We start from the raw sequence: 19499 nt of genomic DNA on the forward strand, positions 1-19499 counted from the left end.
GCATGCTACCTTGCCAAGCAAGGTAGCCGCCGAAAGCTTCGGACCCGCTTCGGCCGCACCACAGGGGCCTACGCGACTCGGACCGGGCTCGAGACCCGGCGAGGCCCAGAACCGGGACTCGGAACCTGACGAGGCTCAGGCCGGGCGCGCGCCCAGCCCGTGCAGCACCTGGTCGAGCAACGCCGCCACGACCGCCTCGTACTGCGCCGGGTCGCCCGGCCGCAGGGTGCGCGCCGCCGCCTCGACCGACCCGTGGATCAGCAACGCCCGCAACCCCGGCTGCGGCACGCGGGCCTCGATCAGCACGGCCGCCAACGGCGCCAGCAGCTTCTCGTGCTCGGCCCGGATCTGCTCGCGCGCCGACTCCGGCAGCGCGTGCGCGGACAACGCCACCACCGCGCCGTGGCTGCCGTCGGCGATGATCGCCAACTCGGTGCGCAGGAACGCCTCGACCTTGGCCGGCACGCCCTCGGCCGCGTGCACCGCGTCGGCCAGCTTCCGCGCCCACTGGGGCAGCTCGTCACCGACGATCGCGGCGACCAGCTCCTCACGTGAGCGGAAGTACTCGTACAGGGACGGCCTGGACAGGCCCACCCGGCGGGCGAGCGCGGCGAGCGTCAGGGCGTCCGCGCCCTCCTCCGCCACGATCTCCCGGCCCGCGTCCAGCAGCGCGCGCAACCGGTTCTCCCGGTGCTGCGCGAGGGTGTCGGCGGTGATCCTGGGCACCTGGCACATGGTAGCCACTTGCGTTGCCTACGGCGCGTCGGAATACTTCCCTACACAGCGTCGGAAAAACGGAGGTGCCGGGATGTTCGTGGCGACCAACCGCCTGTTCGTGCCCGTCGAGCGGGCCGAGGAGTTCGAGGAGCACTTCCGGGGCACCATGCGGGCGTTCCTGCCCGGCGTGCCGGGGTTGCGGCGCAGCAGGCTGCTGCGGCCGACCCGGCCGGACCAGCCCTACGTGTCGATCAACGAGTTCGACACCGAGGAGGACTTCACCGCGTGGCTGAAGTCGGACTCGTTCCGCGAGGCGCACAAGCTGCACGTCGGCATGGCGCGCCACGTCACGGGCAACGCCGTCGAGACGTTCCGGCCCAGCGAGGACCTGGTGCTCAGGGAAGCCTGATGGCCTTCAGCCGGGCGATCTCGTCGGACTGCGACGCGACCACGTCGTTCGCCATCTCCTCGACCCGGACGTCGGTCCCCTTCGACAGCAGGTCCACCGCCATCGTGAGCGCGCCCTCGTGGTGGGCGATCATCAACCGCACGAACCGCCGGTCGAAGTCGGCGCCCGACGCGGCGGCCAGCGCGGTCATCTCCTCGGCGGAGGCCATGCCGGGCATGGACCCGTGGTCGGCGTCCGGCAGCTTCCCGTTGTGGCCGTGCGCGGGCGCGTTCTCCGCGAACTGGCGCTGCCACTGCTCCATGGCCCCGATCTCGGGCCCCTGGGTGTCGTGGATCCGCGCCGCCAGGCCCTTCACCGTCTCGTCGGAGGCACGCGTGGGCGCCAGCGCGGACATGTCGAGCGCCTGCCGGTGGTGCACGATCATCGAGGCCACGTAGACCAGGTCGGCCTCGCTCGGCGCGACCCAGCGGTCGGTGCCGACGTCACCGGGGTCCAGCGTCCGCGCGGCTTCACCCGGCCCGCCCGGCACGATGACCGGTAGCGCGTCCGGCGCGGGCGCACCCGTGCACCCGGCGAGCACCCCGAGCACGGCCACCGCGAACACCACCAGCGCGACCCGCATCCCCACGCCCCCTTCGTCCACTGCCGACGACAACGTACCGCTGCCCGTCAAGGGAAACCGGCCCCTTAACACGCCGGACGGACGCGTCCACCGGGTGGACGACTGCGGGTTTCCCGACGAACGACGCCGGCACCTCACCGCGGCAACGGACATACTGCGCTTCCTGCACCAGGTTGGAAGGGGAACCTGAAGTGGAACATTCCCGACGGCGGCGCAGAGCGTCGCTCGCGGTGCTGGGCGCGTGCACGATGGCACTGTCCGCGGTGGTCTGGGGGCCACCGGCCGGCGCCGCGCCCGACGACACGGCGGGGTTGAGCGAGGCGCAGCTGTCCGCACAGGAACAGCCGGCGACCGGCATCCCCGGCGTCGACGAGATCCGCAACAGCCGCAACGTGAAGCACCTGGCGAACCTGCCCAAGCCGGCGCCGTTCACCGCCGCCTCGACGTGGTCGGACCTGGCCTTCCAGGACGGCTACGCGTTCGACGGCAACTACGACGGCTTCGTGGTCTACGACATCCGCGACCCGAGGAAGCCCAAGATCGCTGCCACGGTCCTGTGCCCCGGTTCGCAGAACGACATCTCGGTGCGCGGGGACCTGCTGTTCCTGTCCACCGACTCGTCCCGCAGCGACAACTCGTGCGCGAGCACCCCGCTGCCGGCGACGAACAAGGAGGCCTGGGAGGGCATCAAGGTCTTCGACATCAGCGACAAGCGCAACCCGAAGTACGTCGCGGCGGTCGAGACCAGCTGCGGCTCGCACACCCACACGCTCGTGCCGGACAAGCGGGGCAAGGACGTCTACCTGTACGTCTCGTCCTACTCGCCCAGCGCGACGTTCCCGGACTGCCAGCCGCCGCACGACCTCATCTCCATCGTGAAGGTGCCGATCAAGCACCCGGAGAAGGCCGCGCTGCTCAAGGAGAAGGTCGTGTTCCCGGACGGCGGCAACCCCGGCCGGCCCGGCACCGTGCCGACCGGTTACGTGACCACGACCTCGGGCTGCCACGACATCACCGTGTACCCGTCGAAGGACCTCGCGGCGGGCGCGTGCATGGGTGACGGCGTGCTGTGGGACATCTCCGACCGGGAGAACCCGCGCGAGATCAACCGCGTGCAGGACGACGTGAACTTCGCGTTCTGGCACTCGGCCACGTTCAACAACACCGGCACCAAGGTCGTCTTCACCGACGAGCTGGGCGGCGGCGGCGCGGCGACGTGCAACGCGACGATCCCGAAGACCCGCGGCGCGGACGGCATCTACGACATCACCGGCCGCGGCGACGCGCGCAAGCTCGAGTTCCGCTCGTACTACAAGATCTCCCGGCTCCAGGCCGACACGGAGAACTGCGTCGCGCACAACGGCTCGCTGATCCCGGTGCAGGGCAAGGACATCATGGTCCAGGCCTGGTACCAGGGCGGTATCTCGGTGTGGGACTTCACCGACTCCCGCAACCCCCGGGAGATCGGCTGGTTCGAACGCGGCCCGCTGCCGGACGGCAAGGGCGGCGGTGCGTGGTCGACGTACTACTACAACGGCTACATCTACTCGTCCGACATCGCGAAGGGCTTCGACGTCCTGGACATCCGCGACCCGCGGACGGCCTCGGCGAAGTTCACCCGGGTGGGCGAGCTGAACGTGCAGACCCAGGGCCACTACCGCGAGATCGTGCGCCGGTGACCTGACGACGGGCGGACCGTTCACGCGGTCCGCCCGTCCCTCCGGGCGGACCAGGCCGTCCTGCTGCACGCGGACCAGTCGGCCGCTCCCGCGGGGCCTCCGGCGCGGAACTCCCTTCTGCCAAAGGGATTCCGCCCGTTCGGGGCAGGGCAGCCAGGGCCGAACCGGGCACAACGCCCCGATCGGACGCGACCAGGCGAGGGACCGGCGGTCGGGATGCCGAACGGGAGTCCGTCCGGGCGGGAGGTGATTCGCGGTGGGGAGTGCTACCCCTCGGTCGCCGGGGTGATCCCACCGCGGCACCAGGGAAGTCCCCCTCCCGCGAGGAGTTCACAGTCTTGCCACGATTCCGCAGAAGGTTGTCCGCGCTGCTGACGGCCGTCTTCGCCCTCTTCGCCCTCGCCACCGCCGTCGCCGCGCCCGCGTCCGCGGGGGTGCCGGTCAAGATCACCCTGATCGGCGGGGCGAACGACCAGTGCCTGGACGTGCCGCGCGGCACGACGGACAACAAGCAGCAGGTCGAGATCTACTACTGCAAGCTCAACGACGACGACAACCAGAAGTGGACCTTCCTCCCGGGCCGGGTCGCGGGCTGGGGTCAGCTGCGCAACGTGGCCAGCGGCAAGTGCCTGGACGTGCGCGACACCAGCACCGCCGACGGCGCCGCGGTGCAGCAGTACACCTGCATCGACGTGCCGAACCAGCAGTGGACGTGGGACGCCGTCTCGCTGAACCTCAAGGCCTACCACAGCAACCTGTGCCTGGGCGCGCCCCGGCCGGAGTACAAGAAGAAGGTGTGGCAGTACTCGTGCTCCGCGCCGGCCGGCTTCATCTGGTGGAACGTCTCCCCCGGCCTGTACCCGTGACCGAGTGAGGAAAGGGGCGGCCCGCGTGGGCGGGCCGCCCGTCACACCTCGTCGCCCACCGAGTGGGTGCCGGCGCGCCGGTAGGTCAGCACGACCGCGACCAGAGCGGCCAGCACCACCGCCGTCACGGGCACCGGCGCGGGGGCGAACGAGCCGAGCAGGACCAGCAGGGCCGCGGCCGGGAACGCGTAGTGGGCCTGGTCGCGGCGCGCCGGTCGGACCTGCAACCACCACACCACCAGCAGGAACACCGCCACCGGCACGGTCGTCGCCAGACCCGCGCCGACCGCGGACACGGGGGCCTCGTGCAGTTCGTGGTCCACCGCCACCTCCAGGCCCGCGCCCAGCGCGGCCACCGAGGCGAACACGAAGAAGTGGCCGTAGCCCCAGGCCAACGCGAAGCGCTGCGCGGTCAGCAGGTCCTGGGCCGGGTGGTCGAAGTACAGCCACCACACCGAGAACACGATCACCAGGCCCGCCACCGCGAGGCCGATCAGCGACCCCGCGTGGCCCGCGTCCAGGCCGGACCGGATCGCGTTGGTGGCGGCCAGGATCGACTCCCCCAGCACGATCAGGGTGAACAGGCCGTACCGCTCGGCGATGTGGTGCGGGTGCCACGACGTGGTCCCCGCGCGCTCCGCCCACCACGGCACGGCCAGCTCCGCGACCACCAGCACCAGGAACCCGGCCAGGAACAGGTTGTCCGGCAACCACAACCGGGCCAGCCAGCCGAGCTGCACGAGCGTGATGCCGAGCGCGTAGCGGTGCGCGCAGGCCCGGTGCGCGGGATCGGACCGGGCGGCGCGCAGCCACTGGGCCACCATCGCGAGGCGCATCACCACGTACCCGGCGGTGATCACCCGGAAGTCCGCGCTGTCGAACGCCCGCGGCACGCCGGCCGCGACCACCAGCACGCCGGCGATCTGCACCAGCGTGGTGATCCGGTACGGCACGTCGTCGGTGTCGTAGGCCGACGCGAACCAGGTGAACTGCAACCACGCCCACCAGATCGCGAAGAACACCGACAGGTACCCGAGCAGCCCGTGCCCGACGTGGTCCTCCGCCAGCGAGTGGTGCAGCTTCGCCGCGGCGGAGGCCACCGCCACCACGAAGCACAGGTCGAACAGCAGCTCCAGCGGCGTCGCGACCCGGTGCTCCTCGTCGGTGCGCCGGGCGGCCATCGGTCGGTACCACGTCATGCGGGGATCATGACCGCCGCGCGGGCCTTGCGCGAATCACGCCTCCACGACGAGCAGCCGCGCCGCGGCCAGGTCCAGCGCCACGGCGGTGCCGGCCGGGAACGCCGAGGCCCGCGACGACGGCTGGTCCACCCGCACGACCTGGTCGCCGCCGTCCAACCGCACGGACAGCCGGGTGACCGGGCCGAGGAAGCTCTGCGTCAGCACGCTGCCGACCAGCGCCCCGTTGTCCTGGCCGCTGTGCTGGGCGATGCCGATGTCCTCGGGCCGCACGATCACCTTCACCGCCACGCCCGCCGCGATCCCCTCGGCGGCCTCGGTCGCCAGCCGGTACCCGCCCAGCCGCACCGCGCCCGGCTCGGCCGTGCCGAACACCGCGTTGGTGACGCCGACGAACTGCGCCACGAACGCCGACGCGGGCTCGCGGTAGACCACGGCCGGCGTGGCCAGCTGCTCCAGCCTGCCCTGCGACATCACGCCGACGCGGTCGGAGACGGCCAGCGCCTCCTCCTGGTCGTGTGTGACGAACAACGTGGTCATGCCGAGCTCGGTCTGGATGCGGCGGATCTCGTCCCGCAGCGCGACCCGGACCTTCGCGTCCAGCGCGGACAGCGGCTCGTCCAGCAGCAGCACCCGCGGCTGGATCGCCAGCGCCCGGGCCAACGCGATCCGCTGCTGCTGACCGCCGGAGAGCTGGTGCGGGTAGCGCTTGCCGAGGTGCCCGAGCCCGACCAGGTCCAGCAGCTCGGCGACCCGGGTCGCGGGCGACGGCGCCTTGCGCAGCTTCAGCCCGAACGCGATGTTCTGCGCCGCCGTCATGTTCGGGAACAGGCTGTAGGCCTGGAACACCATGCCCATGTCCCGCTTGTTCGCGGGCACCCCGGTGACGTCCTTGCCGCCCACCCGGACCGTGCCGGTGTCGGCGGTCTCGAAGCCCGCCACGATGCGCAGCGCGGTCGTCTTGCCGCAGCCGCTGGGTCCGAGCAGGCTGACCAGCTCGCCCTCGGCCAGGTCGAGGTCGAGGCCGTCGAGCGCGGGCTGCCCGCCGAACGACTTGCGCAGCCCGTGCAACTCCAGGTAACCCATCTCAGCCTTCCTCGACTACGGAACCACGACGCCGCCCGCCGACGTGCGAGAGCAGGAACAGCAGCGCGAACGCGAACAGCAGGCACAGCAACGACACCGCGATCGACACGCCGGCGTCCCTCTTGCCCAGCAGGTTGACCCGCACCTGGAGGGTGTCGAAGTTCAGCAGCGACGCGATGGTGAACTCGCCCAGCACCAGCGCGACCGACAGCAGCGACGCGCCCAGCAGCGCGGTGCGGATGTTCGGCACCACGATCCGCAGCAGCACCACGCCCCACGACGCGCCGAGCCCGCGCGCGGCCTCCGCCAACGTCTTCAGGTCGATCGCGGCCAACCCGGCGTCGATCGCCCGGTAGGCGAACGGAAGCACCAGCACCGCGTAGGCGAACGCGAGCGTCAACGGCGAGTCGCCGAGGAAGTAGTTCACCCACGCGTACAGCGGCGCCATGCCGACCACCAGCACGATCGCCGGGATCGCGATCGGCAGCAGGCACAGGAACTCCACCAGCCGGCGCAACGCGGGCAGCCGCAACCGGATCCACGTCATGGTCGGCACCAGCAGCACGAGCACCAGCACCGAGCTGAGCACGGCCAGCTCGACCGACGCCAGCATCGCGTCGAGCAGCTGCGGGTCGTCGACGATGCCGGTCCACGAGGTCAGGCCGCGCTCGCCGTTCGCGCCGCGCGTGGAGAACTCGGCCATCGCGACCAGCGGCAGCGCGAAGTACGCGCCCAGCACCAGCAGCACGACCACCCGGAGCGCCCGGGAGCGGGTCACTGCCATCGGGCGAACCTCCGTTGCAGCAGCGCGTACAGACCCATCGCGACGGCGACCACCACGACCATGCCCAGGCCCAGCGCCTTGCCCAGGTTCTCCTGGCCCAGCACGACCTCGCCGGTCAGGAAGCCCCGGATCTGCAACGGCACGATCGGGCTGCCCTGCGAGACGAGCGCGGCGGCCGTGGCGTAGGCGGAGAAGGCGTTGGCGAACAGCAGGAGCAGCGAGCCGAGGAACGCCGGGAACAGGATCGGGCCGGCGACGTGCCGCCAGTAGGTCCACGCCGAGCCGCCGAGGCTGCCGACCGCTTCCCTCCACTGTGGACGGAGACCGTCCAGCGCGGGCAGGAACACGATGACCATCAACGGGATCTGGAAGAACGTGTACACCAGCGTCAACCCGGGCAGCTCGAACAGCCAGGCGCCGGTGGCGAACAGGTCGACGCCGAACGAGTCCTTCAGGAACCGGGTCACGAAGCCCTGGAAGCCGATCGTGGCGAGGAAGGCGAACGCCAGCGGCACGCCGCCGAACTGGGCCAGCACGCCGGAGGCGGCCACGACCACCCGGCGGACCGCGCCGTCCGGCTTGCCGGACACGACCGCCCACGACAGCAGCGCCCCGAACACCGCGCCCACCGCCGCGGTCAGCGCGGACAGCTCGACGCTGCGCAGGAACGCCTGGAGGTACACGCCCTTGGTCAGATCGGCCAGGTTCGCCAGGGTGAACCCGCCGTCGGCGTCCTGGAACGCGCCCGCCAGCACCAGCACCGTCGGGTAGATCAGGAACGTGCCGACGTAGGCGAAGAAGGGCACGACCACCAGCCAGGCGAGCCAGGGTCGGCGCACCGGCCCGCGACCGGGGGCGGACGTGCCGCCCCCGGTCGCGGTGGTCACGGGTGCGACCACCGGTCAGCCCACCGCCTGCGCCCAGGTGGACGACAGGGTCTGCTTGGCCTTGTCGGACTGCTCCTGGGTCAGGAAGACCTGCTTGCCGTCGGTCTTGGGCAGCTTGGCCGCCGCGGCGGTGTCGACCTTGCCGGACTTGGTCAGCGCGTCCAGCCGCACGGGGCGGGACAGGCCCTTGAGGTAGAGGTTCTGGCCCTCGTCGGAGTACAGGAACTCCTGCCACAACCGGGCTGCGGCCGGGTGCGGGGCGTCCTTGTTCACGGCCTGGTTGTAGTACGCGCCGACCTGCGCCTCCTTGGGCACGACGACCTTCCAGTCCGCCTTGCCCTTGAGCTTCTCGGTCTGCGCGGCGTTGGTGTAGTCCCAGTCGATCACGACGGGCGTCTGGCCGGACTCGATCGTCGCGGGCGTCGGGTCGACCGGCAGGAAGTTGCCGGCGGCCTTGAGCTGCTTGAAGAACTCCACGCCGGGCGCGATGTCGTCGGCCGAGCCGCCGTTGCCCAGCGAGGCCATGACGACGCCGGAGAACGCGGCGCCGGCCTGCGTCGGGTCGCCGTTGAGCGCGACCTTGCCCTGGTACTCGGGCTTGAGCAGGTCCTTCACCGACGTCGGCGCGGGCACCTTGGCCGCGTCGTAGCCGATGGACATGAAGCCGCCGTAGTCGCCGTAGTAGAGCCCGGTGGACTCCTTGAGCTCGGCGGGGATGTCGCCCCAGTTCTGCACCTGGTAGGGCGCGAAGACGTCCTTGCTCGCGATCGCCACGGTGAGGCCGAGGTCGAACACGTCCGGCGCGCGGTCGCCGCCCTTGAGCTGCTTGGCGGCGTTGATCTCGTCCTGGCTCGAGCCGTCGGGCTGCGCGGAGTCGATCTGGATGCCGTACTTGGCCGTGAACGCCTTGATCAGCTCGCCGTAGTTGGCCCAGTCCGGCGGAAGCGCGATGACGTTGAGCTTCCCCTCCTTCTTCGCGGCCTCGACCAGCTTGTCCAGACCTCCGAAGTCGGCGGCGGACTTGGCGGACGCGGCCGACGTTGCCGCGGCGCTGCTCTCCTTGGCGGGCGGCGTGCCGCAGGCGGCGACGAACGCCAGCGCGGTGGCGCCGATCCCGACCAGCCGCAGGACTCGGGTGTGGGTCACGGGGGAACCTTCCTCGTGGACAAGGATTTCCGGACGCGGAAAACGTGGGGACGAGCGGAGGATTCGGGACCGCGAGCGCGCTTGTCAAGCGACGACGCCCGACTGAGATCTGCCCGACGGACCGGAAGAATTCCCGGTGGTGTGGGAATGTCCGCCGGGTTAACGGGCAGGCAGCAGCCGGTGCGGCGACCGTCGCAAGTGGAGTGTTCGGCATTCCGCGCGACGCCCGCGCATTCACTGAGTAACACCACTACATGTAGCTCTCCTACCTGTACGGAAAGTTCGTCGGTCACGACGGGCCGCGCACGTGCGAAGGTGGACGGGTGGACGATGTGGAGGACCGGCACCGCGGCTCGCGGTTGGCCCGCGGCGCGCTGCTGCTCGGCGCGATCACGTGGCTGGTCGTGGTGACCGCGACCCTGCTGAACCAGCCGGCGGAGGGCGCGCCGTCGCGCGAGGAGCTGGCCTCGGCGCTGGAGCGCGCGCTCAACGACCACGACGCCGCCGAACTGGAGCCCCTGGTCGGCCCACCGGTCACCGGCGCGGCCGCGGACGTCGCCGCCTACCTGGCCGAGTTCGCCGCCGGACCGCACGCCGGCTCGTGGCACGTCCTCGCCACCCCGGACGGCGACCTGCTGGTCGCCGACGACACCGGAACCCGCCGGGTCTTCGCCGCCGTGCACGCCGACGGTCGCTGGCGCTTCGACCCGCTGGGCCGCGGCTGACCCGGTCACGCGGTCCGGCGGCCGGGTCGAGCGCCTCACGTCGGCACGTCCGCGTCCGGGCACAGCTCGCGCTCCGGCAGGTCCGGGAACAGCGTCGACCACTTCGCCGCCACCTCGCGGGCCTGCGGCTCCGCGCACAGCTCGCCGATCAGCCGGCGCTCGTCGAGGTCGAACCGCCACAACCCGTCGGCGCCGTCGACCATCACCAACTCCCGGTCCGCTTCCCGGTACCCCGCGCCGCCCAGCGTCGTCGGCACCTTCCGCAGGCTCACCTCCGCGCGCAACCCGCGCTCCGGCGTGATCGCCATCAGGTCGAACCGGCCCGGTCGGCCCACCACCAGCCGGTCGCCGGTCGCGCCGAACCGGATCAGGTCGACCGCGCCCGTCAGGTCGTCCAGGTCCACCGACGCGCCGGGCGAGGTCGGGTCGGCGGTGTCGAGCAGGAACACCCGGTCCACCGCCACGTCGGCGAGCACCAGCCGCCGCCCGTCCGGCGCGAACTCCGCCCTCACGTCGCTGAACAGGCTCATCGCCACGGAGGCCAGGTGCGCCCGGCCGTCGACGGCCCACAGCTCGACGTCCAGCCGCAGCGTGCGGGTCTCGCGCCGCAGCACGGCCAGCGCGCGCCCGTCCCGCCGCACCGCCACCGACCGCGCCGTGCCGCCGGGCAGCGCCACCACCGGCGTCGCGCCACCGGCGGGCGACCACAGCGCGGCCGAGCCGATCGACGCGCCGCCCGCGTCCGGGTCGCGGACCAGGCCGGCCACCAGCCCGCCGTCGGTCACGTCCTGCGCCAGCGCGCCGGGAGCCAGCACGAGCACCTGGCCCGGCACGGGCAGCCGCCACAGCTCCGACCGGCCGGCGCGCACCACCACGACGTAGGTCTCGCCCGGGCTGAACAGCGGCGGCGCGGTGGACCACGGCACGGCGAGCCGCCACACCCGGCCCGGACCGAGGCCCCACAGCCGGTACGTGCCCTCCACGCCCATCGTGACGACCGTGCGCCCGCTCGGGCCGACCGCGACCACCCGCTCCCCGCCGTCCAGGCTCCCCAGGAACGCGGTCTTCGAGTCCCGCATCGCGGCCACCACCCGCAGCGCGTCGGCGGCCTCCGCGGTCGGCGCCACCCGGTACGCGGCCAGCGCGTACCAGACGGCGGACGGCGACCCCGCCTGCGCCTGCGCCAAGGCGCCCTCCGCCGCGCGCAGCGACAACGCCTCGTTGCGCTCCCGGGTCGCGGTGCGCAGCGCGGAGACCGCGACCACCACCGTCGCCGCCAGCACCACGGCCACCGCGACCAGCAGCGCCACCAGCCGGCGCAGGCTGCGGTCCCGACGCAGCGTGGAGGCGCGGCGCTCGTCCTCGGCCGCGGCGCCGGCGGCCAGGAAGTCGCGTTCGCGCGCGGTCAGGTCGGGCAGGTCCAACGCCTGCTCCAACCGCAGGCCCCGGTACAGCGCGTCGGCGTCGCGCCCCTCGCGCTCCCAGGTGTCGGTCGCCTCGGCGAGCCCGCGGTGCGTCCGCAGCGCGTCCCGGTCGTGCTCGACCCAATCCCGCAACCGCGGCCACGACCGGATCAGCGCCTCGTGGCTCAACTCCGCGGAATCCCGGTCCAGCACCACGAGCCTGGCCGCGGCCAGCCGCTCCAGCAGCTCGTCGGACGCCTCGAGCTCGCGGCGCGGCGCGCGGCGCTTGGTGTCCTCGGTCCCCTCGCCCGGCGCCACCAGCCGCAGGAACAGCCGGCGCGCCTCGACCCGCCCGGCGTCGGTCAACCCGGCGTACACCGCCTCGGCGGTGCGGGCGATCGCGTGCGTCACCCCGCCCGCCTGCTCGTACCCCGCGAGCGTCACGGTCATCCCCCGCCGGTGCCGCCACGTCTCCGCGAGCGCGTGCGACACCAGCGGCAGCGCCGCGGCCTCGCCCGCGACGTCCGCGACGAGCCGGGTGATCAACGCCGTCTCCACGGTCGCGCCGGCCCGCGCGGCGGGTTCGGTGATCGCGCGGCGCAACTCCTCCGGCGTCATCGGGCCGACGAGCACCTGCGCGTACTCCAGCGCCGCCACCAACCCGGGGTGCCTGCCGCAGTGGCCGAGGAAGTCCGCCCGCACCCCGATGACCACCCTGGTCCGGCCGGCCGCCGAGCCCGCCGCCGCGACCAGTGCCGCGACCAGCCACACCCGCCGGTCCTCGGCGCACAGCGTGAACGCCTCCTCGAACTGGTCCACCACCAGCAGGTGCTCCTCCGCGCCGAGCGCCCGGCGCAGCCACAGGCCCAGGTTCGCCGGGTCGGCCAGCAGGTCGGTCTTGACCTCGACCGGTGAGGTGCCCGCCCGGTCGGCGACCGCGATCGCGCACTCCACGACCGGGTCGGCGGTGGGCGTGACGACCAGCACCGGGTACCGCGACCGCGCCGCAACGCCCGCGCGCAGCACCGACGACTTGCCCGAGCCGGACGCGCCGAACACGCCGACGAACCGCTTCTCCCGCAGCAGAGCCAGAATCGACGCGGTCAGCCGCTCGCGCCCGAAGAACCGCTCGGCGTCCTCCACGCCGAACGGCGCGAGACCCGCGTACGGCGTGCCGTCGTCCTCGGGGCCCGCCACCTCCTCGGCCGCGAGCGCGTGCCACCGGGCGTCCCACTCGCGGACGTCGCCGCCGCACGCCCGGACGTAGGCGAGCGTCACCGCGAGACTGGGCAGCCTGCGCCCGCCCGCCGCGTCGGACAACGCCGCCGCCGAGTAGTTCGCCCGCCGGCCGAGTTCCCGGTAGGGCGGCCGACCCGCGCGGTCCCGCAGCCGGCGCAGGTCGCCCGCGAACCGGAGCAGCGCGGTGTCCTCCACGCCAAGGGGCGTCTCCTTGCGCGGCATGCACTCTCCCCTCGATCCGCCCATTGTTCGGACCGGGTTCGCGCGCCGGACCCCGTTGGACGCGGACAACCCGATCGCGCTAACGGGTGGCGGAGCCCGGATGACCGGCGGTCCGGATGACCCGACGACGGCACCGCCCGTTCACCCGCGATCCCGGCCGCGCGGACCTCCCGGGCACCCGGGACCGCACGGCCTGCCGGTTCGGACGACGGGCCTGGTCAGGGCGAATACGGACATCCGCCGCGACCGTGCGATTCCGGGCCGTGCGTTTTGCGCGGGTTCGGGGCGTTTGCGCCGCCGGTTGCCCCGAGTTCACCCGATGGCCACCCGCGCGACGGTTGTCCGCCCGCGGGACAACAGGACCGGGTGAAGTACTGCGCCGGTCATCTCGCGTTCCGCGCTAGGAGGTTTTCCCATGGGTGTGCTGACCGGAAGACGGCGCTGGGCGGCGCTGGGCGTGCTCGGGCTGGCGGTGGCGGTCGCCGCGCCGGTCGCGCTCGCGCAGGCCGACACCGCGTCGTTCGCGGGCGGCGACCGGACGCAGGACGTCCGCAACGCCGTCAAGGGAGGCAAAGCCCGCAACGTCATCCTGTTCATCGGCGACGGCATGGGCGACTCGGAGATCACCATCGCCCGCAACTACGCCAAGGGCGCGGCAGGCCGGCTGAACCTGGACAGGTTCCCGCTCACCGGCGCGTACACCACGTACGCGGTGGCCAAGGGCGACCCGACCAAGCCGGACTACGTGACCGACTCCGCGGCGTCGGGCACCGGCTGGGCCACCGGCTCCAAGACCTACAACGGCGCGATCTCGGTCGACGCGTTCGGCAAGCCGCTGCCGACCATCCTGGAGCTGGCCAAGAAGGCCGGCTACCGGACCGGCGACGTCACGACCGCCGAGGTCCAGGACGCCACGCCGGCCGTGCTCGGCTCGCACGTGGTCAGCCGCGACTGCAAGGGTCCGGACGAGACCACCGCGAAGTGCTCGGTCAACGCCAAGGAGAACGGCGGCGCGGGCTCGATCTCCGAGCAGCTGGTGCAGACCAAGCCGGACGTGCTGCTCGGCGGTGGCGCCAAGTACTTCAACCAGACCGTGAAGGCCGGTCCGTTCACCGGCAAGAAGGTGCTGGACCAGGCGACGGCGGCGGGCTACCAGGTCGCCACCGACGCGGCCTCGCTCGCCAAGGTGCGCTCGGACAAGCCGGTGCTCGGCCTGTTCGCGGACGGCAACATGGAGGTCCAGTGGGCGGGTCCCGCGGCCAAGGTGGGCGGCACCCCGGCGTCGACCTGCACGCCGAACCCGGCGCTGCCCGCGGCCGCGCCCTCGCTGGTCGACATGACCCGCAAGGCGCTGGACCTGCTCGACCGCAACCGTCGCGGTGACCAGGGCTTCTTCCTCCAGGTCGAGGGCGCGAGCATCGACAAGCAGGACCACGCCGCGAACCCGTGCGGCCAGATCGGCGAAACCGTGGGCTTCGACGACGCGATCGCCGCGGGCCAGCTCTACGCCCGGATCCACCCGGACACCCTGGTGATCGTGACCGCGGACCACGGCCACACCAGCCAGATCATCCCGAACGAGACCAAGAGCCCGGGTCAGACCGCCACGCTGGTCACCAAGGACGGCGTGCCGATGACGATCAACTACGCCACCAACACCCCGGGCCAGTCCCAGGAGCACACCGGCACCCAGGTGCGCATCGCGGGCTCCGGCCCGCAGGCGGCGAACGTCGTCGGCGTGACCGACCAGACCGACCTGTTCCGCACGATCAGCCGCGCGCTCGCCCTGCGCTAGCACCCGGCCGCACCGCGGGCCCCGCCTTCCGATACCGGCAGGCGGGGCCTTTTTTTGCGGATTGGCCGCCTTTTATTTCACCCGATTCAGTGAACTTGAACAAAGTTCCGATTCATTTGCGGAATACCCGGAAATCCACCGGCCGGTCCCGGATCAGCGCTATTCCGAGTGACTTGGGATTGCGCCGACGACCTGTGCGTGCCGCTCGCCCAACAGGCCGGAACAGGGCTTTTCCCGGCGGGCGCGGACTAATCGACAGGCGTTACCGGACCTCGTCGACGACCATCGCGAGGCCGGTGCCCGGCGACACCGCCGCGGCTAGACTCCGCTGCCATGCGTCCATTCCGCCCGACGGCGTCGACCGCGTTCCCCATTCCGGAACACGCCGTCCGCCGTCCGGTGCGCGGTTCGTCGTGCGGGCGCCGGCGGACCGGCGGTGACCGGGCGGCGGGACGGGGTGGCGGGCTCGTGGACGCGGACCGCCACCCCCTCCGCCGCCCGGCGTCCGCTAGCTCGCGTCCCGTTCGCCCCGCACCGCCGCGACCGCGTCGGCGAGGGTGGGACGGAGGGTGAGCACGTCGACCACGCCGGTCGCGGTGAGCGGCCGGAGCACGCTGCGGCGCTCGGCGACGACGGCGAACCCGATGCCGTGCTGCTCGGCGTACTGGCGCAGCTCCACCAGGAGCGAAATGCCGACCGAGGCCAGGAACGTGACACCGGAGAGGTCCAGCACGAGCGCGCCGGGTCGCAGCTCCAGCGCGCCGTGGACCCCGTTGCGGATCACCTCGTGCGTCGCGAGGTCCACCTCGCCCGCGACGTGCACGACGGCGACGCCGTCCGACTCGGTGGTGCGGACGGGAACGACCTGGGCACCGCGACCCTGCTCGGTCATGGGGCTCGCCTCTCGGGCATGTGGGAACGTCGGCCGGGCTGGCTACTCAACCCCGTGATCGCGCCAGATCGTAATGCCGTCGGCGGTCACCGCGCACAACGGCTGCACTACATTTCCGCTTCGTGGACGGGTTACCGCGCACCCGCCCGAACTGGAGGGGGTCCGGTGTCCGACACGTCCGCGTCCGAGCGGTCCGGCGGATCCCGCGGCGGCTCGTCGTTGCGCGCGATCCTGGTGGTGGTCCTGGTCGTCGGCGGGTTCGCGGGCGCGATGGTGCTGGTCTTCCGCGGTTGCGCGAGCTACCTGGTCTCGGAGAGCGGCACGGTGCGCCAGTTCCTCGCCGCGGTGGTCGCCTCCGACGGCCCCCGGGCGTGCGGTCTGCTCACCGAGCCGGCGCGGATCGCCCTGGCCCGCCAGGAGAAGGCGGACGCCTGCGAGGACGCCGTGACGCGGATCGCCGGGTCGCTGTCCGCCGGCCGGCGCGCGGAGCTGACCGACGGGTTCGCCGTCAACGCCGTCGTGTCCGGTGACGGGCGCAAGGAGATCGAGGTGACCGGGAGCGCCGTGGAGGCCGTGTTCGGCAGCGGGAACTTCGCGGTCGAATTCGTCGACGGCCACGAGCGGATCGCGGAGTGGGGTCCGCAGGCCCGGCGGATGTACTGACCGCGTTCAGCCGCGCGGCGCGTACATGATCACCGCCACGCCCAGCAGGCAGACCACCGCGCCCAGGTAGTCCCAGCGGTCCGGCCGGAACCCGTCGACCACCACCGCCCAGCCCAGCGAGCCGGCCACGAACACCCCGCCGTAGGCGGCCAGCACGCGGCCGAAGTGCGCGGCCGGTTGGAAGGTCGCCACGAAGCCGTAGACGCCCAGCGACAGCACCCCGGCCGCGATCCACAGCAGACCCCGGTGCTCGCGCACCCCCTGCCACACCAACCACGCGCCGCCGATCTCGGTCAACGCGGCCAGCACGAACAGCACGAGCGATTTCACGACCGTCACCACGGGCACCTCACGCCGGAACTGTCGCACGCCGCCGCCGGACGCGTCAGTCGGCCGACTCCATCGGCGCCTGCGCCCGTTCCGTCACCTCGCCGGTCGGCCGGGGGCGCACCGAGGTCAGCGTCACCGGACCCTCCTCGTCCGCGCCGCGCTCGTCCAGCCACGTCCGCAGACCCGCCACCACCTCGTCCAGCGTGGGCCGGTCCGCGGCCGGTGTCGCGAGCGACGAGGCCAGCAGCCCGCGGTGCGCGCTCGACGTCGACACCCCGGTCACCGGCTCGCCGCGCACCGCCGCCGCCAGCACCTGCATCGGGTCGGCGAGCGCGCCGCGCGGCGGTTGGCCGGTCAGCGCGTAGTTCACCGTCGCGGCCAACTGCCAGGCGTCCGACGGGGTGCCGAGCTCACCGCCGGAGGCGACCTCGGGCGCGAGGTAGTTCGGGGTGCCGATGAGCAGCCCGGTCGCGGTCAGCGTCACGTCGCCGTGCGCGCGGGCGATGCCGAAGTCGATCAGGTACGCCGAGCCGCGCCGGTCGACGATCACGTTGTCCGGCTTGACGTCCCGGTGCAGCACGCCCACCTCGTGCACCGCGGTGAGCGCGGACGCCAGGGTCAGCCACAGCTTCGCCGCGGCCACGTCGTCCAGCGGACCGCCCTCGCGCACCAGCTTGCCCAGCGACACGCCCTCGACGTACTCCATCACGATCGCCAGCGCGTCGCCCACGTCGACCAGGTCGTGCACCCGCGCGCAGTGCGCGTGCCGCACCGCCGCCAACGCGCGCGCCTCGCGCCGGACCCGTTCCCGGGTGTCGTCGTCGTCGCTGCGCGCGAGCTTCACCGCCACCAGCCGGTCCAACTCGGTGTCCGCGCACAGCCACACCTCGCCGAACCCGCCGCCGCCCAACCGCCGCACGGTCCGGAACCGGCCACCGCCCAACTCCGGCGGCGCGTCCGGCGCGGTGCCCGAGTCCCGGCGCCGGACCGACGTGGAGGTGCTGTCGGGATCGGCGGGCTCGGCGGGCTCGACCGGAACGGCGGCCGGCACCGGGCCGCGGACGAACAACCCCACCAGCGGCACCGCGGCCGCGCCGATCATGCTCGCCGCCAGGTAACCGACCCACATCGTGCCGGTCGGGTTGGCGCGCGTCCACGCGGTCGCCAGTGCCAGCACCAGGAACGGCGCGACGAGCAGCCACGACCGCCACCCCGGGCCGCGGCGGAACGCGGCACGCGCCTGCCACGCCACGAACGACAGCGCCAGCAACGGCACCACCACCAGCGCCGCCAACCGACCCGCGTACACGGCGGGCCCGCCGACCGGCTCCACCACGGCCTCGCTCACCGACCGCGCGCTGGCCAGGTAGAGCCCCTGCTCCGGCAGGAAGCAGAACTGCCTGCCGAACGTCGCGAGCGCGGCCGGGTCGATGCCCGACCCCGCGCCCGGCGGCGCGAGCGGACTGCCCACACCCGCCAGCGCCGCCGCCGGCACCACCGCGGACACCGCGGCGAACAACGTCACCGGCACGCCGAGTCCGCCGACCAGGCCGATCACCGCGCACGACACCAGCGACGCCACCGGGTGCCGGACCTCCAGCAGCCGCCGCGCGACAAGCACCCCGACGGCCGCGAGCGGCGGGAACAACCCGGCGAGCACACCGGCCGCGAACAGGGTCCACATCCAGTCGCCCGGACACCCGGCCGCGCCGAACGAGGTGTGCAGCCACGCCACCAACGGACCGAACAACTCGATCAAGCCGAACTCCTCCGCCGCACCGGCCGCGCGCCGATCCCGACCCCGACGAGCGCGCGGCGCGGTCATTCAACCAGCCGGGAGCCCGCCGTCGGACGCGCGACGATCGTGGCCCGGCGGCGAAACGGTCACGAAACGCCGCCACCCGACCGAATCGGCGCGGCGCGACGTCGTGAATCGTCCGAACCCGACCGTCGCGTTACCGCGTCACGGTGCGTGTTGTCGTTGCCACACAACGAATTCCGCCGTAGTGCGGAGAGTGGACGGCACCACCTCCTTGCGCCCGTTGATAGGTTCGACCGATGCGCGACGGCGAGTTCCGCAACCCCAGGCTGGTCTCGGTGTACGACGCGTCCTACGGGTGGTCGAGGGAGGACGACTTCTTCGTCGGCGTCGTCGGCCCGGTGCCCGCCAGGGTGCTGGACCTCGGGTGCGGCACCGGTCGGCTGGCCGCCGGTCTCGCGGGCCTCGGGCACGTGGTGACCGGCGTCGACCCGGCGCGGGCGTCGGTGGAGGCGGCCCGGCGCCGCGGCGCGGACGTGACGTGGGTCGAGGGCACCGCCGCGGACGTGACGGGCCCGTTCGACGCGGCGCTGATGACGAGCCACGTGTCACAGGTGTTCGACCCCGACGGGTGGCGGGACGTGCTGGGGCGCCTGGCGGACGCGCTCGCGCCCGGCGGCGTGCTGGCGTTCGACACCCGCGACCCGGCGGCCAGGCGCTGGGAGCGCTGGAACCCGGAGGACTCGCGGCGCGCGGTGGTCGTCGGCGGCGAGGTGGTCGTGGTCTGGCTCGAGGTGGTCGACCTCTCCTGGCCCTCGATCACGTTCACCCAGCACTACGAGTTCCCCGGCGAGAAGCTCGCCAGCACCTCGACGCTGTGGTTCCGCGACCAGGACGAGGTGCGGGACTCGTTGGTGGAGCGCGGTTTCACCGTCGAGCAGGTGTACGGCGGCTGGTCCCGCGAGCCGGTCGGGCACGGTGCCGGCGAACTGATCGTGATCGCCCGGACCTGAGCGGCCGCCCCGATCCCGGTCGCCCGGAGGTGCCCGGACGACGCGAAACCGGGGCGGGCGCTC

At 72.8% G+C, this 19499-nt stretch carries 18 protein-coding genes; 7 read left to right on the plus strand and 11 right to left on the minus strand.

The window, feature by feature from the left end:
* Nucleotides 1-135: 135 nt before the first annotated feature.
* Complete coding sequence (locus AB0G50_RS08060) at nucleotides 136-726, minus strand: helix-turn-helix domain-containing protein (protein WP_360103579.1); 591 nt, start codon at nucleotides 724-726, stop codon at nucleotides 136-138.
* A gap of 82 nt (nucleotides 727-808) precedes the next feature.
* On the opposite strand from AB0G50_RS08060, the gene AB0G50_RS08065 reads away from it, so the two are divergent.
* On the plus strand, nucleotides 809-1126 hold the full coding sequence (locus tag AB0G50_RS08065; RefSeq protein ID WP_360103581.1) for an antibiotic biosynthesis monooxygenase: 318 nt from the start codon (nucleotides 809-811) through the stop codon (nucleotides 1124-1126).
* Here AB0G50_RS08065 and AB0G50_RS08070 read toward each other — a convergent pair.
* A complete protein-coding gene (locus AB0G50_RS08070; RefSeq protein WP_360103583.1) occupies nucleotides 1113-1769 on the minus strand; it encodes a DUF305 domain-containing protein in 657 nt (218 codons plus the stop codon). The two genes, AB0G50_RS08065 and AB0G50_RS08070, sit on opposite strands and share 14 nt — an antisense overlap.
* A 227-nt stretch (nucleotides 1770-1996) precedes the next feature.
* On the opposite strand from AB0G50_RS08070, the gene AB0G50_RS08075 reads away from it, so the two are divergent.
* On the plus strand, nucleotides 1997-3427 hold the full coding sequence (locus AB0G50_RS08075) for a hypothetical protein (protein WP_360103927.1): 1431 nt from the start codon (nucleotides 1997-1999) through the stop codon (nucleotides 3425-3427).
* Between the two features lie 338 nt (nucleotides 3428-3765).
* A complete protein-coding gene (locus tag AB0G50_RS08080; protein WP_360103585.1) occupies nucleotides 3766-4293 on the plus strand; it encodes an RICIN domain-containing protein in 528 nt (175 codons plus the stop codon).
* 41 nt (nucleotides 4294-4334) lie between these two features.
* Here the strand turns inward: AB0G50_RS08080 and AB0G50_RS08085 are convergent, their stop codons facing one another.
* From AB0G50_RS08085 to AB0G50_RS08105, 5 genes are read right to left on the minus strand one after another with little or no spacing between them, the layout of a single operon-like run.
* Nucleotides 4335-5492 (minus strand): low temperature requirement protein A, encoded by a 1158-nt coding sequence (locus AB0G50_RS08085; RefSeq protein ID WP_360103587.1) that lies wholly within the window; start codon nucleotides 5490-5492, stop codon nucleotides 4335-4337.
* 36 nt (nucleotides 5493-5528) lie between these two features.
* A complete protein-coding gene (locus AB0G50_RS08090) occupies nucleotides 5529-6578 on the minus strand; it encodes an ABC transporter ATP-binding protein (RefSeq protein WP_360103589.1) in 1050 nt (349 codons plus the stop codon).
* Nucleotide 6579: 1 nt separating this feature from the next.
* On the minus strand, nucleotides 6580-7362 hold the full coding sequence (locus AB0G50_RS08095; protein ID WP_360103591.1) for an ABC transporter permease subunit: 783 nt from the start codon (nucleotides 7360-7362) through the stop codon (nucleotides 6580-6582).
* Nucleotides 7353-8249, minus strand: coding sequence for an ABC transporter permease (locus tag AB0G50_RS08100; protein ID WP_360103593.1), 897 nt, complete (start codon nucleotides 8247-8249; stop codon nucleotides 7353-7355). The genes AB0G50_RS08095 and AB0G50_RS08100 overlap by 10 nt, the downstream gene beginning before the upstream one ends.
* Nucleotides 8250-8264: 15 nt before the next feature.
* Nucleotides 8265-9395 (minus strand): extracellular solute-binding protein, encoded by a 1131-nt coding sequence (locus AB0G50_RS08105; RefSeq protein WP_360103595.1) that lies wholly within the window; start codon nucleotides 9393-9395, stop codon nucleotides 8265-8267.
* 323 nt (nucleotides 9396-9718) lie between these two features.
* On the opposite strand from AB0G50_RS08105, the gene AB0G50_RS08110 reads away from it, so the two are divergent.
* A complete protein-coding gene (locus AB0G50_RS08110; protein WP_360103597.1) occupies nucleotides 9719-10120 on the plus strand; it encodes a hypothetical protein in 402 nt (133 codons plus the stop codon).
* A gap of 35 nt (nucleotides 10121-10155) precedes the next feature.
* Here the strand turns inward: AB0G50_RS08110 and AB0G50_RS08115 are convergent, their stop codons facing one another.
* Entirely contained in the window at nucleotides 10156-12984 is a 2829-nt protein-coding gene (locus AB0G50_RS08115; RefSeq protein WP_360103599.1) for a helix-turn-helix transcriptional regulator, read from the minus strand.
* Between the two features lie 415 nt (nucleotides 12985-13399).
* Between AB0G50_RS08115 and phoA the strand changes: the two genes are divergently transcribed.
* Nucleotides 13400-14779 carry an alkaline phosphatase gene (gene phoA / locus AB0G50_RS08120; protein ID WP_360103601.1) on the plus strand — a complete coding sequence of 460 codons (1380 nt, stop codon included), beginning with the start codon at nucleotides 13400-13402 and terminating at the stop codon, nucleotides 14777-14779.
* A gap of 508 nt (nucleotides 14780-15287) precedes the next feature.
* On the opposite strand, the gene AB0G50_RS08125 is transcribed toward phoA, so the two are convergent.
* On the minus strand, nucleotides 15288-15671 hold the full coding sequence (locus AB0G50_RS08125; protein WP_360103603.1) for an STAS domain-containing protein: 384 nt from the start codon (nucleotides 15669-15671) through the stop codon (nucleotides 15288-15290).
* A gap of 165 nt (nucleotides 15672-15836) precedes the next feature.
* Between AB0G50_RS08125 and AB0G50_RS08130 the strand changes: the two genes are divergently transcribed.
* Nucleotides 15837-16334: a hypothetical protein gene (locus AB0G50_RS08130; protein WP_360103605.1), complete on the plus strand. Its 498-nt coding sequence runs from the start codon at nucleotides 15837-15839 to the stop codon at nucleotides 16332-16334.
* Nucleotides 16335-16340: 6 nt separating this feature from the next.
* Here the strand turns inward: AB0G50_RS08130 and AB0G50_RS08135 are convergent, their stop codons facing one another.
* Nucleotides 16341-16676 (minus strand): YnfA family protein, encoded by a 336-nt coding sequence (locus tag AB0G50_RS08135; protein ID WP_360103607.1) that lies wholly within the window; start codon nucleotides 16674-16676, stop codon nucleotides 16341-16343.
* 43 nt (nucleotides 16677-16719) lie between these two features.
* The gene (locus AB0G50_RS08140) at nucleotides 16720-18423 is read right to left on the minus strand and encodes a serine/threonine-protein kinase (RefSeq protein WP_360103609.1); all 1704 of its coding nucleotides are present in this window, start codon (nucleotides 18421-18423) and stop codon (nucleotides 16720-16722) included.
* A 299-nt stretch (nucleotides 18424-18722) separates the two neighbouring features.
* On the opposite strand from AB0G50_RS08140, the gene AB0G50_RS08145 reads away from it, so the two are divergent.
* A complete protein-coding gene (locus AB0G50_RS08145) occupies nucleotides 18723-19436 on the plus strand; it encodes a class I SAM-dependent methyltransferase (protein ID WP_360103611.1) in 714 nt (237 codons plus the stop codon).
* Nucleotides 19437-19499: the final 63 nt, after the last annotated feature.

The sequence above is a fragment of the Actinosynnema sp. NPDC020468 genome (assembly GCF_040642015.1).
GTDB lineage: Bacteria > Actinomycetota > Actinomycetes > Mycobacteriales > Pseudonocardiaceae > Actinosynnema.

Excerpts from the sequence above, each read along its gene's own strand:
- AB0G50_RS08090 (WP_360103589.1), bottom strand. The coding sequence starts at position 6,578 with ATGGGTTACCTGGAGTTGCACGGGCTGCGCAAGTCGTTCGGCGGGCAG.
- AB0G50_RS08075 (WP_360103927.1), top strand. The coding sequence starts at position 1,997 with ATGGCACTGTCCGCGGTGGTCTGGGGGCCACCGGCCGGCGCCGCGCCC.
- AB0G50_RS08115 (WP_360103599.1), bottom strand. The coding sequence starts at position 12,984 with ATGCCGCGCAAGGAGACGCCCCTTGGCGTGGAGGACACCGCGCTGCTC.
- AB0G50_RS08065 (WP_360103581.1), top strand. The coding sequence starts at position 809 with ATGTTCGTGGCGACCAACCGCCTGTTCGTGCCCGTCGAGCGGGCCGAG.
- phoA (WP_360103601.1), top strand. The coding sequence starts at position 13,400 with ATGGGTGTGCTGACCGGAAGACGGCGCTGGGCGGCGCTGGGCGTGCTC.
- AB0G50_RS08125 (WP_360103603.1), bottom strand. The coding sequence starts at position 15,671 with ATGACCGAGCAGGGTCGCGGTGCCCAGGTCGTTCCCGTCCGCACCACC.
- AB0G50_RS08145 (WP_360103611.1), top strand. The coding sequence starts at position 18,723 with ATGCGCGACGGCGAGTTCCGCAACCCCAGGCTGGTCTCGGTGTACGAC.
- AB0G50_RS08095 (WP_360103591.1), bottom strand. The coding sequence starts at position 7,362 with ATGGCAGTGACCCGCTCCCGGGCGCTCCGGGTGGTCGTGCTGCTGGTG.
- AB0G50_RS08085 (WP_360103587.1), bottom strand. The coding sequence starts at position 5,492 with ATGACGTGGTACCGACCGATGGCCGCCCGGCGCACCGACGAGGAGCAC.